The following is a 17612-nucleotide window of genomic DNA, read 5'->3' on the forward strand; positions in this document are numbered from 1 at the left end:
GGTCGCTAAGGCTCTCCGTCATCGCCCCAATTTTGTCACTTTGAGCCCAAACGCACCATGAATCATAAAACCCTTTTACTCATTGCTTGCTCAAGCTCGCTCACCTCCAGCATCCTCAGCGCCGCACCAATTACTTGGGGGGCGGCTCAAAACGTTACCGGCGCAGTGGGCGAAATCTCCACGAACGGTAGTTCCGTGGGAGCTTGGAATGTGGGCAACTTAACTGGTGCTGCCACGGTGATCAACGGAGTCTCCTTCGAAAAATGGAGTCCGCCTGCTTGGACTGGTGGGACGGCCACTGCACTGAATCAGAACGGTTCGAGCGCCATTGACCCATCCACCACCGGCAACGCCGCCTATGATGACCTCCTGAGAACCGCGCGTGTTCCTCAAGGTGGAGACGTTGGTAATCCGTCTCAAACGGGCTACATTCGACTCGATACACTCGTCACTCTCGTGCCGGGGCAGACCTACGAAATTCAAATCTGGTTCAATGATCAGAAGGAACCCAACAATGATCGGGTCATCACCTTCGGCTCAGCCAGTGGCCCACTCACAACTCTTGCTGATGGAATCGTTAGCGGGAATCCTGGTCCGGGAGCATCCACCGTTTCCCTGGAGGCCGATCCCAACAACATCGCCGGCCCCAGTGATGCCGTGTTCGGTCAGTACGCCATCGGCACCTTCACCGCCGATACCGATGAATTCTATCTTCTCGCCCAGGGAACTCACCCAACCCCTGAGACGAATCTCAGACCCCACCTTACCGGCATGCAGATCCGCGCAATTCCGGTGCTCGCTCCCATCGGACATTACTGGGATTTTGATACGCTTGACGTTGCCACTTCCCTCCCCATCGACCGCTATGGAGCATTGGTCACCACCGCATCAGGCTTACCCGATATCTCCATCGATTCCACTTACGGCGAGGCCTTCGTTGGGGCCGGCAAGTCTTTGAACACCTTCACTGCTGGCTCCGATTACTTGATCGCAGAGACCCACGCTGACACCTTCGCAACCGCGCTCGACTTTGGAATGAACAGCTTCGCGATCTCCTATTGGTCCTACAACGACACACGTGATGAGAACCCGAATAACGCGATGGTGTTCGATTGTGTCGCTGGTGCCGCCGCTGGCGGCCTGCAATTGGGCACCAATGCCAATGGCATTTACAACCTCCGCATCAATGACGTCGACGGAAACAGCGTGATCTCGAACAACGTCTCCGGTTTTGGCGGAGTGACCCAACCCGCCGACCAGTGGGTTCATGTGACGCTCAATGTGGATCGAACCAACAATCTACTCTCGATCTATTTCAATGGAGTCGCCATCCCGGAGGGCTCGATCAGCATTTCCAGCCTGACCGGGAAAATCACCTGCAGCCAGGACCTGCAACTCGGCGCTCGTGACGGCACCACACAGCTTTGCGGTCTCGATGACTTTGCAATCTACCCACAGATTCTGAGCGCCCAGCAGATTACCGCCCTGGCCAACGCCACCACCACGCCGCTGGACGTGCTGGCCAGCTTCGAAGACAGCACTGGCATCCCCGTCGTATCCACCGCTTTTGATGGAACCACGGGCGAGTTCACGATGATCTTCACCTCCACAACCGGGAAGACCTACAGTGTCTTCGGAGGCAGCGACCTTGCCGATATTTCATCTTGGCCCGAACTCACCGTATCCGACATCACCGGCGACGATACCGACCTCACCTACTCCCACACACCGGGCGGATCCAGGTTCTTCTATCAAGTGCGGGAGGACTGATCCGCACGTTTTCGCCCCCGCACATCCGATTCCATCGAGCCTCACCATCCATGACTCAACTACCGCCCCGCCATCGGCGGATGCTTTCTGGCCTCGCATCCCTTCAGGCCAGTATCCCCATGGCGGGCGTCTTCGTGGCGCTCTCATTGAGCCTCGATTTGTCGGGTGCGCCGCTCCCACCGGACGATCCTTCCCTCACCTCCAATCTCGTCACGTGGCTGGCCGACCCGGCTAGTAATTTCGAGGATGGCACATGGTATGACCTCGGTCCCAACCGGTACAAGCTGACCACCGTCGGCGGCTTGACGGATCCCGCGATCATCACGGAATCGCCAGGCAGCGGTCTCTTTTCGGGAAAGAGCTTTTCGTCCCTGTTCTTCTCTCAATCAGCAAGCGAACTCCTGAGTGGTCCATCGGGCGCTTCCAGCTATGCGGCTCTGACGGCCGTGGTGGTTTACCGGGCTACGCAGCGCGATGGAAATCTTCGACCCTTCGGGATTGGTTCATTGAACCCACTCAGCCCGGTACCTTCTTCCCTTCCACACGTGAACATGGGGACGGACCCGTCGATCAGGAAGGACAATGGATCACTCATCGGCCACACCATTGCCCACCCGCTCGACCGAGTCTTCATTCGGACCACCGTCTTCGATTCAAGTGGCTCGGGATCGATCAAGGAACTGTTTGACGGCAGCACCGCCTATTCATCTAACAGCACCCATTACACGGTCAACAGCGGGCAACTCTTTGTCGGAGACGTCCGCAACTCCGCCACTCCCGGCAATCTATCCGTTGCCGAAGTCATCGTCTTCAACCGCGCCTTGAGTGCGGGGGAAATCAGCGGCGTCGAGGAGTATCTCGTCGCCAATATCGGGACCTCCCGCCCGGCACCCCGCAGCGCCCCGCCAAGCACCCAAGGTTCTTCGGATCGACCGAACATTCTGCTCATTGTCAGTGATGACCACGGCAGCATCGACCTCAACTGCTTCGGTGCCACCGACCTCGGCACTCCGCATCTCAATGGACTCGCGGCAGAAGGCCTCAAACTCACCCAGTTTACGGTGACCTCGTCCGTCTGCACGCCTTCACGGGGAGCATTCCTCACCGGCCGCTATCCGCCAGCCACCGGCATCACGGGTAATTCCTCAAGCATGCCGTCCTCCGAGTTCACCATGGCCGAACTCGCCAAGACCAGAGGCTACCATACCGGCATCTTTGGCAAATGGCACCTCGGCGACCCACCAGGCGAGCCACTCCGCCATGGCTTCGATACCTTCTACGGATTCCTCAAGGGCACGATCGAAAATTACGAACACGACCGGCTCAACTGGGACGCCTCAAACGGGCAGCCCTACGAAAGTCGCGTCATCGTGGAGCACGAACTCTGGAGAGACTCGACCTCCATCACCGAAGATGGCACCCATTTTGGTGATCTCATCGTCCGTGAAACCAACGCCTTCATGGAAGAGCACCAGGACGAGCCCTTCTTTGCCTACGCGGCCTTCAACACGCCGCACTACCCGGTCCAGCCCTACGAGAATTTCTATCAAAGCTACAGCGGTCTGGCCGAGCCACGGCGCTCGTATGCAGCACTCGTCAGCACGCTCGACTATCAGATCGGCCAAATCCTCAACAAGCTCGACGAACTTGAACTCGCTGAAAACACCATCGTGATCTACTTTGGCGACCACGGCCATTCCCTCGAGTCCCGCACTCAAATGTGGAACCCTGGTGCCCCTGTGCCATCGGGAGGCGGGGACAACGGCCCCTACCGGGGAAACAAATTCACCCTCTGGGAAGGCGGAGTACGAGTGCCAGCCATCATCCGCTGGCCAGCCGTCCTTCCCGCCGGGGAGACCCGGAGCCAGCTCATCATGAGCACCGACCTAATGCCCACGCTGTCCAATCTGCTCGGCGTCAATCTCCCAAACCGCGTGGACGGCCGCGACATTTTTTCTGTGCTCTCCTCTACCTCCGCAGCCTCTCCCCATTCCGTGGTCCACTACTACCTGACCGACCAATGGGCCATTCGCGAAGGCCCATGGAAGCTCGTCAACCAGAACAACAACACCGCCCTCTACAACCTCGACACCGACATCGGGGAAACCACCGACCTGGACGCCGTCCACCCCGGAATCGCCGACCGCTTGCAGCGCCTGCACAACCTCTGGGCCGCCGACCCTGAAGGCAATCACGAAGGGATCTCCGCCAACGAACTCGCTGTCTCGGATCTCTCATGGGCCACGTCCGCCGGAAGCCTCTTTCGCGACTACAGCCCCACCGCTTCCAGCATCCTGCTCGCGAACGGAACCTTCGTGCCCAAAGGAGTCTCCTCCACGGGTGACTCGAGCCTGACCCTCAATCTTGGGGGACTCCACACCCGCTTCCTCGCAACCATCGCCCACTCGAATACTTCACCGACCTCATCCAGCGTCACCTTCGAAATCCTCGGCGACGGTGTCGTGCTTTATTCCTCCGGTGCCCGGACTCGCAACTCATCACCGATCGACATCGATCTCGACGTCACCGGGGTTGATGAATTGATCCTCCGCTCCGTCAGCAGCACCAACAACCCCGTCGCCGTCTGGGGATCCGCACGAGTCGAATTCAGCACCGACTCGCTCATCCGCGTCTTTCAGAACAGTAGTGGCACTTCCACCATCAAGGCCACACCGCCAGCATCTGCTTCCACGGAACTCGCAGCCCTGGTCAGCATCGAACTCCCATCCGATCTGCCGAACGCCGAATTCTACCTCATGGTCTCCGACAATCTTGATCGCTGGCGCGAGTCGCGAGTCGTCTTCTCAGGCGGCGTCTGGAGCATCGAAGGTCAGGACGCCACGCTTGAAACGGCAACGGATCTCGGCGGCAACCGCTGGAAAATTGAGTTCGGCCTACCTCCGGGAACCGCCTCCTTTGCTCGAATGAGATTACGCATGGTCGCTACGGAATAGTAACTCATCTACAATATTATTACCTATACGCTCTCAGGCATTTCCCAGTATACGCAATGCTATACTGACCAATTCTTAACTTATTATTCAGGTAGAGCCGAATGACTAATTCGCCGTTCTCCGAACATCCAGTGGATACCCCGAGAAGCGTGAGTATAGATCACCCCGATAGATCATATCACTTTTCCAGAATCATTCAAAACATCATTGAGATCTTAGAAATCCAACAACTTCACCAGCCGGCAACCCACCCCATTAAGCCCCAAAAAATCATGAAACACCGACTAATCTTATCATCCATCGTAGTAGGATGCCAAGCAGCGCTCGCAATCAACATCGTCGAGTTTGATTTGGAGCCAACGGTCTTGCTCGACTATGTGCCGGCGCCCGAAAGCCCGGGCATCTTTCCTGCATCCACCACGCCCGCCACCATCGATAGCGCAGCTGGACTCTCAATGAATATCGTTTTCACTCCGAACGGTAATGACATCAATCAGATCATCACTAAGTCCAGAAATCTTGCCGAAATCGGCGGCAATGGGAGCGGAACCGGACTCTACTTGAATGGAGGCGAAATATACTTTCTCAGCAAGGTCGGCGGCTCTGGATCTGACGTTGCGACATTCAACGACTTGGATTTCGCCACGGGGGGCAACAATCTTGTTGCCTACAAGAGTTCCTTTGGACCGTTGACGGAGGGAACTGAGTACTCGATCGGCCTTATTTACGACCCCAACACGACTGCTCCGACGCTCACCCTTGGAATTCTCCCGACCGGGGGAACCTTGAGCATCGAAACCGTCAATTTTACTGGTTTTGAGGCTCTTGGTTCAAACTGGTTTGGTAATCGAACCGTCTCATCCTTCGTGATTCCCGGAAACGGTGGAGGCGGAACGAGCACAGATGGCAATCCGTTCCGCGATGGCGCGAACTCGACGACGAGTAATATCCTTGCACTCAACGGAACCAAGGGACCCGTCACTGTCTGGAACAGCTTAGGATCTCAAATTGCCGTTCCCTTACCGACAAGCCCAATCAAAGTGACGACCATTAGCACCACCCTAGTCGATGGAACCGGTGGTGATCCTGATACCCGATCCGTGACGATTAGCTGGGAGTCGATTGAAGAGGCTGAATACTCGATTCTGACGAGTTCTGACCTCACGGAAGAAGACCTCAGTCAGTGGACCGAAATAGAAACAAACTTTCCGGCCGCAACTGGCGGAAACATCACCAGCTTCACCCAAACCGGCATACCTGCCAGTGCTCCCAGGCGCTTCTATGTGATACGCGATGCGGCGAATTGACGCCGAACAATGGAACTAATATTTACCTAACGGAAGCAAACCTTAATCTGAGTTCAGATATGGGTTCTATAGGCATGGGAGGGTGAGTCAGTTCTTAGAGTCTTAAAATCGGTGTGATTAATATAATCTGAGGCTAGCAATCTCACTTTTATCAATGCGGCGGCCAGATTACTTTATAACTTCTAGATGCCCTGTGATCAAAACAAGATGATCTCAAACCCTCTTAAGGATTCCGTGAAACATCGAGGTTTCGCCTTAATGGTGACTCTCTTGATGATGATTCTGTTGACCGTGATTGCGGTGGGACTTCTGACACTTTCAACCGTCGCTCTGGGTTCGAGTAGCCAATCGTTGGCGATTCAGGAGGCCCGCGGAAACGCCAGATTCGCCCTGATTCTGGCGGTAGGAGAGCTTCAGAAATACGCCGGCCAGGACCAGCGGACGACGGCGGTCGCCGATATCGCCGGAACCGCTGACGGTCTGGCTCTGGATGCGGGCGGATCCCCCATCAACGATATCTCTGTTAGCAAGCTTTCCAAGCGCCTCTCTCCGGTTCAGCCTGGAACGCGTTATTGGACCGGCGTATTTGTCAATCAGGACGATCCGGAGACCATCTTCAAGCAGAGCCCCACTCCCCTCAACATCCATTGGTTGGTCAGTGGAGTCAAATCCAGCTACAGCGCCGCCAACCGTACTGGTAGCCCGAATATTCTTCCGTCAGACACGGCCTATGCTATCGGAGCCAGCGGCGATGTGACCGATCCTTCAAAGGCCGTGGTCTTGGTGGGAGAAAATAGCGTGGGCAAAGGAGCTGGCAGAGCGGATCAGTATGTCGTCGCTCCGCTGGTAAATATCCAGTCTAAGGAGGATTCCAACCCCACGGGCCGCTTCGCATGGTGGGTGGGTGACGAAGGAGTCAAGGCGACCATTAACCTAATGAGAACCCGCGACGACCCGACGCTCTACACATCGCTTTCCGCACAGCGCCGCGGATGGGAAACGATTCCCGGATTCTCTGAGTATCCCACACCTTCCTCCCCATCTCATGACTTTCTTCCCAAGATCACGGACCTAGAACAAGCAGCCCTGCTCGTTCCAAGTGCGGGTACCACCACTGGCGGCGCATCCCCCCTCCAGAGCGTGTTTCATTCCGCGACTGCGGAAAGCCGCGCCGTCCTTTCTGATCCGCTCCACGGAGGCACCAAGATCGACCTCACCGCTGTTCTAGCCAAAGACCTTCCCACCCAGAACCCCAACTCCGGCATCTCCGACTACCCCATCGCGGGAAAACCCATCATCCCAAAAATCGCCGCCCCGTCCATGCAGGCACCTCTCTGGGATGCCGTGAAGGAATTCCAAGATCAGTCCAAGCAACTCACGGGAGGCTCGCTGCTCGTTCAGGAAGCGGACTCCGTCTATTCACCTGTGATCGCCCCCGTCATCACCGATTTACGGATCCTGATGGGCGCCAAAATGAAGCCCAGAAATTCGTCTGGAAACAGCTACAACATCAACGCCTGCGGAAAGATCGCCATCGCCATAGCCAACCCCTACTCGGTAACCTTGGAGTGGAAACAGGATCTCGAAATCCAACTGATTAACCAAACCCCGTATGGCAACAAGCCCTCCCGGATTTTTGGACTCGGTAACAACGACAACACCGCATTTATCCCTGGCAATACGGATGAGCCAGCCGTGTTCAACAACACCGCATTCGCCATCAAGCCATCCTCCTTGGCCCCGGGCGAGGCGCGAGCCTATTCGCTCGCGGGACCCGCCTACCGACCACGGGCCACTGCCACCCAACGGACGGTGGTGAATCTCGCACCGTTCCAAACATGCTCGCCATTCGACTTCAACAACTGCGTCGAACTGGAGAACCCACAAGTGATCACCGTCACCCAGAATACGCCGACCATGAACGTCCGTGAAAGCTGGCAAACCACCCTTGTGATGACGGAAATGCGGCTCGGCGGGACACCTTCCACAGCCAGCCCCTTGCGCAGGATCGAACGTTTGGAACTCGACAACGGCTACTCTTTTCCCAACCGGCACACGTTCTCCCAAGCCGAGGCGCGCCAGATGACCCAGCCCTTCCCAATGATGCTCTATAGTATCCAAATCAGCCAGCCTGGGACCGATTACAAGCAAGTCATGCCCTCAACCTACGAAGCCGGGCAACGCGGCTCCACCCTGCGGACCTTCGCGGATTTCAACTTACGGGCCACACAATTCCACAAGCCTATCGCCAGTTACAACCCTCCTCCATTTTTCATGGAAAGCAACGACAGCAAAGCACAGCTTCCCACCGCTTTTCCGGGCGGAGACACTGGCAGCGGCTTCACCCGGAATCTCGCACTGTCCCCGCTCCCCTGGGGCCACTCTTCATTCGGCAGTAAACAAACAGTGCTCTTCAGTATCCCTTCCCAAGTCTCATCCCTCGCTCAACTCCAACACGCCGACCTCACGGGCGACGATAACGCAGGCTCCATCGGCCACCAACCCGGCAACGCTTTCGCCAATTCCTACGCTCCTCCCTTTGTCGAACGCGGGCTCACCACGCAGTCCCGCACGGACTACGAACTCGTCGGTAGTCCTAACCGTTCTGGGACCACGAATACTCTCAGAAACTATTACGACATCTCCTATCTGCTCAACGCCACGCTCTGGGACAATTACTTTTTCTCCTCCATTCCCACAGGTGCCGCCGCCGGACCCGAGAACCCCTCACTCATCATGCTGCCGGGCGGGGCCGCATCCAAGCAGCTTGATGACCCGATCAAGGCGGCAGGTCACCTCATGATTGAAGGTGCGTTCAACGTAAATTCCACCGACAAAAACGCATGGAAAGCCTTCCTCGCCAGTTCCAAACATTTCAAGCATGCCGCAGACACAGCCGCCAATTCCGATGCCGCGTTCCCCCGAAGTCTCGAACAGACCGCCCCCTCCGAGGATCCGCCCACGGGCAGGGACACGGATTCGTTCTCCGGGTTCCGCCGTCTAACAGATTCCCAACTTGACGCCCTCGCCGAGGAAATTGTCAAGCAGGTCCGCCTGCGGGGCCCATTCGTTTCGCTCTCCCACTTCGTCAACCGCGCCCTCGCGGACATCACCGAGGAGCCCGCCCTCACCCGCAGCGGAGCCCTTCAACAAGCCCTCGACGAAAGTGGAGCCAACATCGATTTCGACGGCAGCAAAAACGCGTTTTCGGACATCAACGCCACCCGCGATCTTGTCACACTCCAGTGGAAAAACAACGCTCCCCGCGCCGACATGGACGGCACCGATACCGAGTATCGCCCCGACAACGCCTACTCCGAACGGCCTGACTGGGCCGCCACTTCCACAGACAGCAATTTCGGCTCGGTCGCCAGCATCGTCGCCGATCAGGAAATGCTCAAAGACTCCAGTAGCACGCGTGAGCAAGGCTACCGCTCCACGGGGATTCCCGGCTGGCTCACCCAGGCCGATGTGCTTCAAGTCATCGGAAGTTCCCTCACGACCCGCTCCGACACCTTCCGCATTCGAACTTTTGGTGAATCCCTCGACGCCAGCGGCAAGACGGTTGCGAGGGCCTATTGCGAGGCCGTGGTCCAGCGAGTTCCGAATTACATCGATGCTTCCGACGCCCCGTTCGCACGCGGATCATCCCTCAGCACCCTCAACCAAAGTTATGGCCGTAAATTCGAAATCGTCTCCTTCCGCTGGCTCTCGCCCCTGGAGATCTAAGGTCCTGTTTCCCGTTGTCCTCATCCTTCTTTCCGTGCTGCCGCAGTTGCGCGCGCAAGAGGCCACCGTGTCGATGAGGATCGATCTGGTTGCTTGGGGAGATGAGATCCCCGGACTGTCTATCAACACCGGAAAGTCGAAAGGAAAGCTCACTGCCCTTGCCTTCCGTTACTCCACCCCCATGTCCTACTCGGGCCCGGCGATCATGGAGATTCACCAGTCCAGCAGTGGGGGAAATCGCAGGATCTCTGAACCAAGTGCCGAGGAGAAGGAGCACGAACTCCAGCCCCTCGTTCCGGAAAAATCCGAATTCACCTACGAAACGAAACCCAGAAAGGGCCTCGCTCTGGAACTTGAGAAACGCCGCGAAAAGGACACCTCGCTCGTTGCCTTAGCCGCCCTTCCAGCATCCGGCTGCCGCCGCGCCACCGTCCTGCTCGCACCCGCCGGCGAGGGAACCTACACCGCCTATGTCATTGACGACGATCCATCCCAACTTCCTCTGGGCCAGTTGCGCATTCACAACCTGAGCCCCGCTACCATCGCCGTGCGCTGCAATGGAAACCAGGCCAAAGAGCTGAAACCCCGTGAAACCCATGTCGTTTCCCCCAAAAATGGTCAGCTCGTCTATGAACTCGCCTACCGCAAAGGTGACGAATGGATGATGCAGGAAAACAACATCATTCCGGTCCGCGAAACGGAACAGACGCAGATGATCGTTCTCAAGAGCGACAATCAGTTCTTCCTCTCCACAGACGGCTCCAGCGGCGGCTTCCTCCAGATCGTCACCCTCCGCCGCAGCCAGTCGCAGGAGTGAGGTCTGAAAAATGGCAGCCCTTTGCAAACCGTGACGGGATCACCTGCATTACAACAAGGCCTCGGACGGCTTAGCTTGATGGCGGGTGACAACCGACGTGGAGCAACCTTCCATGACGACGATGACCGATGGTTTTACTCACCACCCTACAATGCAACACCGAACAAATCATGAGACGAACAGATAACCCCACAGCCCAGTGCCTCTCCGCCATCGCCGCACGCGGACTATTCGCGCTTTTCGCCACGACCGGAGCGCTCCATGCCTCCGTGCCTGTGCCGACGGATATCATCCCAGAACACATCCCCGGTGCGAAGCCACGCAACGTCGTTTTCATCCTCTCTGATGACCATCGCTACGATGCCATGAGTTTTCTCGGCCACCAGTTTGCGAAGACACCTGTGATGGACTCGCTGGCGGCGAACGGCGCCTACGTGAAGAACGCGCTGGTGACCACATCCCTTTGCTCGCCAAGTCGCGCCTCCATCCTCACCGGCCTCTATACCTTCCGCCACCGCGTAATCGATAACAACCGCGCAATCCCGCCAGGCACCGTCTATTTCCCGCAGTATCTGCAGAAGGCCGGCGTTTCCACCTGCTTCATTGGCAAATGGCACATGGGCGGGGCGAGTGATGAGCCGCAGCCCGGCTGGGATCACTGGGTCAGCTTCCGGGGTCAAGGCGAATACCTCCCCCCCAATCCCGACTACACCCTCAATGTGGACGGCAAGCGCGTGAAACAGAAAGGCTACATCACCGGCGAGCTCACCGACTACGCCATCGACTGGCTGAAGAAGCAGAAGCCCGCTGAGAAACCGTTCTGCCTGTACCTCTCCCACAAGGCGGTGCACGCGAACTTCACCCCGGAACCCAAATATGAGAATAGCCTAAAGGACTTAAAATTCGAGCGACCTGCAACCGAGGCCAGCACACCGGACAACCTTCTCCAGCCACGCTGGCTGCGGGACCAACGCAACTCATGGCACGGAGTCGACTTCCCCTACCACAGCGAGCTCAACATCGAGCGCTACTACAAGCGCTACTGCGAAGCGCTCCGCTCCGTGGACGACAGCATCGGCCGTGTTATCCAGCAACTCAAAGACATGGGCGTCTATGACGAAACCCTCATCATCTACATGGGCGACAATGGCTTCATGTTCGGAGAGCACGGCCTGATCGACAAACGCGTGGCCTACGAGACCTCCATGCGCGTGCCGATGCTGGTGCAATGCCCGGAGCTCATCAAGGGCGGCATAGTGGTGCCCGAAATGGTCGCCAACATCGATGTCGCGCCGACGATCATGGAGGCTATGGGGCTCAAGAAGCCCGCCCACATGGACGGCGAGAGTTTCCTCCCGCTAGCCGAAGGGAAGGAAATCAAATGGCGCGACCATTTCCTCTACGTCTACTATTGGGAAAAGAATTTCCCGCAGACGCCCACTACCTTCGCGATCCGCAGCGACCGCTATAAATACATCACCTACTACGGTCTATGGGATGCCGACGAATTCTACGATATCCAGAAAGATCCCGAGGAAAGCAAGAACCTCCGTTACGATCCAGCTCACCAGGCGCAGGCTAGGCAGATGGAGAACAAGCTCTACAAGATGATGAACCGTTTCGGCGGGATGGAAATCCCCCTAAACCAGCCCGTCAGCGGTAGTAACAACATCCGCCTGCGCAACCGCGGCGGTGAAAAAACCTCCGACTTCCCTCCGCCTATGGTCGTCGATGAACCAACCAATACAGACGCGAATTGAAAGTCCGATCACTCTTGTTAGGGATCGCCCAAAAACCGCTAAAAATCCCTCCTCATTTTTGAGCCTCTTCCGCCAAAACTGTGGGTGGAAAGCGGTGCCTGAACGCCGCGAAGCGGCGGGTTTCTCTTCCTGACTAGTTGGTAAGCACTGCTTTGAGGCGCTTACTTGGCAGACAGGTTCAAGTATTGATGAATCGGCGGACTCTGGCAGGTTCCGTTTGCGACAAGAAAACAACCAGCGCACCGCCCATTCAATTCAAGACACTACTCAACAAAGTCCACCGCTTCAAGAGCTTCGTTTACCATTCTGTTCGAATGACGAATGAGGGCGACAAGGAGCGGATCATCGCCGAGATCATCCCGAGAGCCAACGCCAAGCCCAGATGCTCGGGGTGCGGAAAACAGTGTCCCGGATACGACCGCATGCCCAGGCCTCGGCAGTTCGAATCCGCCCCGCTTGCAATCTAACTCAAAAATCATCTACCCAATTCGTCGCAGCTTTCTGATGTGTTCTTCATTGGAGTCAACGTAACCGGTCCGAGCAATCCGGAAGGGGTAAGAGACCATTCCGACGCGTCAAAACTCCTGTATTTTTGGTCCACAAAGTTGATTTCACGAAAAATTTTCCAATTTACGTTCCGGATATCAAGATCGCGGATCCGGTTCGCAGAAAGGTTGGTGACCTCAATCTCCAGTAGGTTTTCTCCCGTCTTTAAGAATCGTCCAACTCGCGCGCTATAAGGAATGCTGTACAATCCGGCGACTTCCTTACCATTGATGAAGACGCGGGCGCTTTCCCGAACCTCCCCTAAATCAATTTCCCAGTCGTCGGTGCCTGCCGGAACATTAACGCTGGTGCAATAGCGGGCGGTGCCGGCAAAGCGCAAGGTCTCCCGATCCCCAATCTCGGTCCAGGACCTCAAATCTTTGACCTTGATGTCGGCGGGTAGAACAGGCCCGCCATCTACAAACCGAATCTTCCATTCCCCGTTGACTGGCAAAGGCTCTCCCTGCTCCGTCACAGTCGGCCATTGTGAGCCCTGAACGGTTCTCCTATCAAAGGTTCGTAGAATGCGGGTTTCGCCTGGCTTGAGCTGCAGATGGAATCGGTTCGCTTTTTGCGGTGCGACGCCGCTCTCCGCCGACCGCGGATCCATAATGACGAGACTCTTGCATGCAGTACCGAGTTCAATCCAAGCGTCGACCGGCCTATGTCCCATATTGGCGACAAAGTAGTGGTAGCCGGTGTCATGTCTGCGCCGAATATAATTCAGTCCGAGATCTACCATCGGTTCCCGTCGGGCACCTGAATTTTCCAGCGCTCCTTTCAGTGACTCCGCTTTAACCACCTGCAGCTCCTTCGTGGCCAGCAGGCGCTTTAGCTTGGCCCGTCGCTTTTCCAGCTCATGGTAGCCCGGTACATCCGCCGGCAAGTGGTCAAGAAAGACTACAGATTGACCAGTATCCGCGATTTCAAGCAGCTTCTCCAAGGTGGCCAATGGCATATGCCCGGTCACGGGCACCACAACGGCCTCGTAGGGATGACCTAGCCCGGCCACCAGCTGGCGATCAGAGATAAAATCAAATCCAAAGCCATCTGCTTCCAAATTTTTGGCGGTCCTGCCGGCCGTCGAGCCGTTCAGCCACTGGGGCTGATGAACCGTCAGCTTTTGCTGCATACCCTCCGTGTTGTGCCAGATGTCATGGACCGGCCAGTAGAGCGCAATGTCGTTGTCCGGACGCCCGGATTGTAGAATGGACTGACAGCGCGTGATATACGCGTTGAGCAACGGCGCATCTCGCCAGATAGAATTGCGTGGGTTATATTCCAAGGAAGCATAGAAGAGCCAGCCCGGCCATGGAGCGTTCTTTGGTGAGTAGCAGGTGCCGTGAAAGAAAATGTGGTTGATACCATTCAGAAATAGCTGATCAATTTCCGGTTTCACCTGTGACAAAGCGGCTCGGAAGTGGTTACGAACCCATGTGCAGGTTTCCGCCGCAATCAGTTGCCTGCCCGCAACGTGAGCTGCGGAAGAAGCCATTCGATTGATCAGCGGTTGCGGAATGTCTTTTGCAATATCTTCCCTGTCCCTCCGAATGCCCGGTATTCTGAAGGGAGTGGATCCGAATATCTCCGTTTCGGGGATGCCGCTTGCGGCATAAAGATCGAGCAGGTTCGACGGCGATCCGTGGGCCTGGTTTCGGGTAGTGCATCCCTTGGATTCCGACCACGCCACCCACGTAGTCAGATAATCGAGGTGCAGATCCGAAAGTGTCTCGCGATAGTCCGACTTTATTCTGGCGACTGTCTCGGCATCGCCTTTGCCAAAAAGTTCAGGGAGGTGATTCATCAGATCGTATCCACGGCGTTTGCGGAACTCATCGGGAAGCTCCCTGCACCAGTTTCCTTCAAATTCGAACGAATCGTGATACATGGCTCGAGGCATCGCAATGTCCTCGCCGGAGAAGGGTTTGTCGAAATGTTGGAGATAGGAAGCCATAGCCGCCTCAGAATACGGATTGACAGCCTTGCCTTCGCCTCCTGGCGCAGCACGCTTTACATTTCGCCCGGAGAATCTCTGAGATAGCTTACCGTTGTTGAAGGCCACGGTTGTGTCGGAGTTTCTAGATGAAATCATCGGCCCGCCGAAAGGCCAGCCAGTGCCGGTGGTCATATCTACCCACATGCCAAGGCGTTCAGCCTCCTTGAATGCGTGACTTGCCATTTGCACGAATTCGGGGGACAGATGCTGGAGATATTGATTTTCAAACCCCTTGACGCCGTAGATGGGCACTATTGTTGCACCGCCCATTCCGGCGTTGCGCATGGTCTCGAGGTTCCAGGTAATGTTTTCTTTGTCGACGGCACTGCCCATCCACCACCAGTAAGTCCCTGGACGGTTGAATGTCGATGGCTCGGGCCAATTGAGCTCCTCGGAAGCGATCACCTCCTTGTTCACGCACAAGAACAAAGGAAGGATAAGTGTGCTAATAAGTGTCTTTCTTAGATTCATTTGAGTATTACGTGGCTGAATGCCAATAGTTAGGGTCTTGGAAAACCTATAGCCCAGTGGGCACTGGAGGGACTCAATGATTGTTTCGCATAGGACGACCAATTATCGATTTGAATGCCTTGAGGGAAAATCGACTTTGTTTCTCTAAGACCTGTTTTTCCGGAAGCGAGGGAATTTCAGATGTTATCATCTAAACTACGCGTCTCGATAGTCCGATTACCGGACTATGCCACGTCGCGGATCATACCAGGTCGTTGGTGCTTGAGATTCAAAAGGCGGCGATACTCCTTATTCCTTTTTGATTTTGTCCCAGCGAAAACCACTTTTAACCTCTTGATCATACTGGTCGGGTTTTTCAGGGACTACATCGTCCAGACCAAGAAGTCGCACCTCGTGAAGACAGAGTCCGTATCGCCCTCCCGGCGGATTGATCCCCAATTTCGCGCCATTCCAGCCCGGACTGAAATTTGCTGAATAGCATAACCAAAGCGTCTTGCCATCAGGTGATATGAACTTTGTCGGAAAATTCAGAAAATAGGCCTGCTCGCCGAAACCCTTCATGTACGAAACCATTTTCCAGGGGCCGGTAAGGGTATCGGATTCCAAAATATAGGAATCCATTTTTGCAACAGTTGGCCATCCATCGGTAATGCACATGAGGTATTTCCCGAGGCCCGGAACCCATGTGGCCGTTACGCATCCCATGTTGTTATTCCATTCGATCAGCGGCTTGATCTTCTTGAAATCGCGGGTCCACTCAGGATTGCCGTCAGTGTCGTGTCCGGCAAAGAATTCGTATGCCGTGATGTCATTGATTGTATCGGGCGAAGGGGTAACCCGCGTGAGATAGATCTGGTCAGCGGATATCCAGCTTATGTTGGCATGGGCGAAGTCTGAATCACATTCGCGCTCCTCAAAGGCAACGGTTCCTGTGCTCCTAATACAGGGACGCGGGCTTGGATCATCAGCAACGCCCCCCATCGCAACCATGTACGCCTTGCCGTCGGGGGAATGCTCCATGTTCTTTCCGAAATCCACGAAGTGAGGAGCTCCAATTTTTATCGGCCCGAGATGCTGCTCAGGTTCGGGAAACAGCGGTTTTTCGGGAGTATGCGGTGAGGACTCCCATGTTTTGCCCATGTCGCGGGAAATTCGAAAGCCCGGCATTGGGCCCATGGTAGGCCAGTTCCAGCGAAAGCCCTCATGCTCATGAACCCCTGCGGGTCCGAGGCAGTAGGTGCCGTAGTACCAGATCTCGTCATGAACCAGTGATCCCGCAGGATAGCGTCCCGTGTAGGGCAGGGAACTGGCGATTTTTGGAAGGGATGTATTCCTTATGGTCAGCGAAAGCGGATCGTCACCGATCAGGACTGCATGGCCGGTTTCGGCTTTTCCGGCCCGCCAGGAATAACTGGTGAGGCCATCAGTGATGCCGTCTGTCCATGGAGAGTAAAGATTTCCATCGTTTGCCCACGTCGGGTAGAAAGTATCCCCGGCAAAATAGTCGCTGGCACGTCCAGTGAAGTATACTCCTTTGAGAGCTATCGACTTTTCAAAAGGACAATTTTCTGGAACCTCTGACTTCCACAGGAAGCCGCTAGTTTGGTCAACTGCCTTTTGGACCGCACTCGTTGTGGTGTCTCGCTGAATATCAATTCTTTCGGCTCCAGCCAAGGTGCTGCTGACGCCGATACACAAGACGGCATTCACCAACACTGGTTTCATAGAAGTATTCCCTTCATGTGGCTTATTCGTCATCACCCTCTGTGCGGGCTGCATTATTAGACGAGATCATGGTGATTCTGTCCGAGTGATCTTAGCCGGTATTGATGGCCCAAGTTGCTCCTTCGGCTGTTTCTGTAGTTCTCTTTTCAGAACGGCCTGCGGAGATCTAGCCCCTGCGTCTTGATAGGAACTAAGCAGTGCAAGGAAGTTGACAGGCATGGACGGAACCCGAAAACCCATTAACGAGCCCCGTCCTGCTCTTCTTTCTGCGCAGAAAAATGATCTGTTGTTCTTACTCGCAGTGCGGTCAGGAGACCTGTTAGCCCTTCCTCTGAGTTTAGTCCTTTTCTAGCTCTGCATCAATGATTTTTCGGGCCTCTTTTGGTTCAATCAGGAAGTCATTGAACTTAACTTTTCCATCTTTACCAATAATGATCGACCAGGGAGTTCCGGGTGCCTTATAGTTTTTCTTGATAGCAGATCTTTTGCCTTTTTCCCCACTCTGCCCAATCGGCATTTTCAATTTGAATTTTTTGG

At 55.6% G+C, this 17612-nt stretch carries 8 protein-coding genes and 1 pseudogene; 6 read left to right on the top strand and 3 right to left on the bottom strand.

Annotation, left to right across the window (positions count from 1 at the left end):
• Window positions 1-57: 57 nt before the first annotated feature.
• From WBG04_RS07035 to WBG04_RS07060, 6 genes are all read left to right on the top strand, one after another.
• Complete coding sequence (locus WBG04_RS07035) at window positions 58-1770, top strand: LamG-like jellyroll fold domain-containing protein (RefSeq protein ID WP_424313675.1); 1713 nt, start codon at window positions 58-60, stop codon at window positions 1768-1770.
• 50 nt (window positions 1771-1820) lie between these two features.
• Window positions 1821-4724 (top strand): sulfatase-like hydrolase/transferase, encoded by a 2904-nt coding sequence (locus tag WBG04_RS07040; RefSeq protein WP_424313676.1) that lies wholly within the window; start codon window positions 1821-1823, stop codon window positions 4722-4724.
• A gap of 149 nt (window positions 4725-4873) precedes the next feature.
• A complete protein-coding gene (locus WBG04_RS07045; RefSeq protein WP_424313677.1) occupies window positions 4874-6031 on the top strand; it encodes a hypothetical protein in 1158 nt (385 codons plus the stop codon).
• A gap of 273 nt (window positions 6032-6304) precedes the next feature.
• Window positions 6305-9760: a hypothetical protein gene (locus tag WBG04_RS07050; RefSeq protein ID WP_424313678.1), complete on the top strand. Its 3456-nt coding sequence runs from the start codon at window positions 6305-6307 to the stop codon at window positions 9758-9760.
• A gap of 34 nt (window positions 9761-9794) precedes the next feature.
• Window positions 9795-10577 carry a hypothetical protein gene (locus WBG04_RS07055; protein WP_424313679.1) on the top strand — a complete coding sequence of 261 codons (783 nt, stop codon included), beginning with the start codon at window positions 9795-9797 and terminating at the stop codon, window positions 10575-10577.
• 170 nt (window positions 10578-10747) lie between these two features.
• Window positions 10748-12337 carry a sulfatase family protein gene (locus WBG04_RS07060; protein WP_424313680.1) on the top strand — a complete coding sequence of 530 codons (1590 nt, stop codon included), beginning with the start codon at window positions 10748-10750 and terminating at the stop codon, window positions 12335-12337.
• A 475-nt stretch (window positions 12338-12812) separates the two neighbouring features.
• Here WBG04_RS07060 and WBG04_RS07065 read toward each other — a convergent pair whose 3' ends face one another.
• From WBG04_RS07065 to WBG04_RS07075, 3 genes and pseudogenes are all read right to left on the bottom strand, one after another.
• Complete coding sequence (locus WBG04_RS07065; RefSeq protein ID WP_424313681.1) at window positions 12813-15296, bottom strand: glycosyl hydrolase; 2484 nt, start codon at window positions 15294-15296, stop codon at window positions 12813-12815.
• Between the two features lie 342 nt (window positions 15297-15638).
• Entirely contained in the window at window positions 15639-17075 is a 1437-nt protein-coding gene (locus tag WBG04_RS07070) for a hypothetical protein (RefSeq protein WP_424313682.1), read from the bottom strand.
• A gap of 337 nt (window positions 17076-17412) precedes the next feature.
• Window positions 17413-17612, bottom strand: a pseudogene (locus WBG04_RS07075) (hypothetical protein); the annotation flags it as partial.

The sequence above is a fragment of the Haloferula sp. genome (assembly GCF_049672945.1).
In the GTDB taxonomy this organism is placed as follows: Bacteria; Verrucomicrobiota; Verrucomicrobiia; order Verrucomicrobiales; family Akkermansiaceae; genus Haloferula.

What these genes read in the sequence shown, in the direction of transcription:
- WBG04_RS07060 (WP_424313680.1), top strand. Translation starts at nt 10,748, where the DNA reads ATGAGACGAACAGATAACCCCACAGCCCAGTGCCTCTCCGCCATCGCC.
- WBG04_RS07035 (WP_424313675.1), top strand. Translation starts at nt 58, where the DNA reads ATGAATCATAAAACCCTTTTACTCATTGCTTGCTCAAGCTCGCTCACC.
- WBG04_RS07050 (WP_424313678.1), top strand. Translation starts at nt 6,305, where the DNA reads ATGATGATTCTGTTGACCGTGATTGCGGTGGGACTTCTGACACTTTCA.
- WBG04_RS07070 (WP_424313682.1), bottom strand. Translation starts at nt 17,075, where the DNA reads ATGAAACCAGTGTTGGTGAATGCCGTCTTGTGTATCGGCGTCAGCAGC.
- WBG04_RS07040 (WP_424313676.1), top strand. Translation starts at nt 1,821, where the DNA reads ATGACTCAACTACCGCCCCGCCATCGGCGGATGCTTTCTGGCCTCGCA.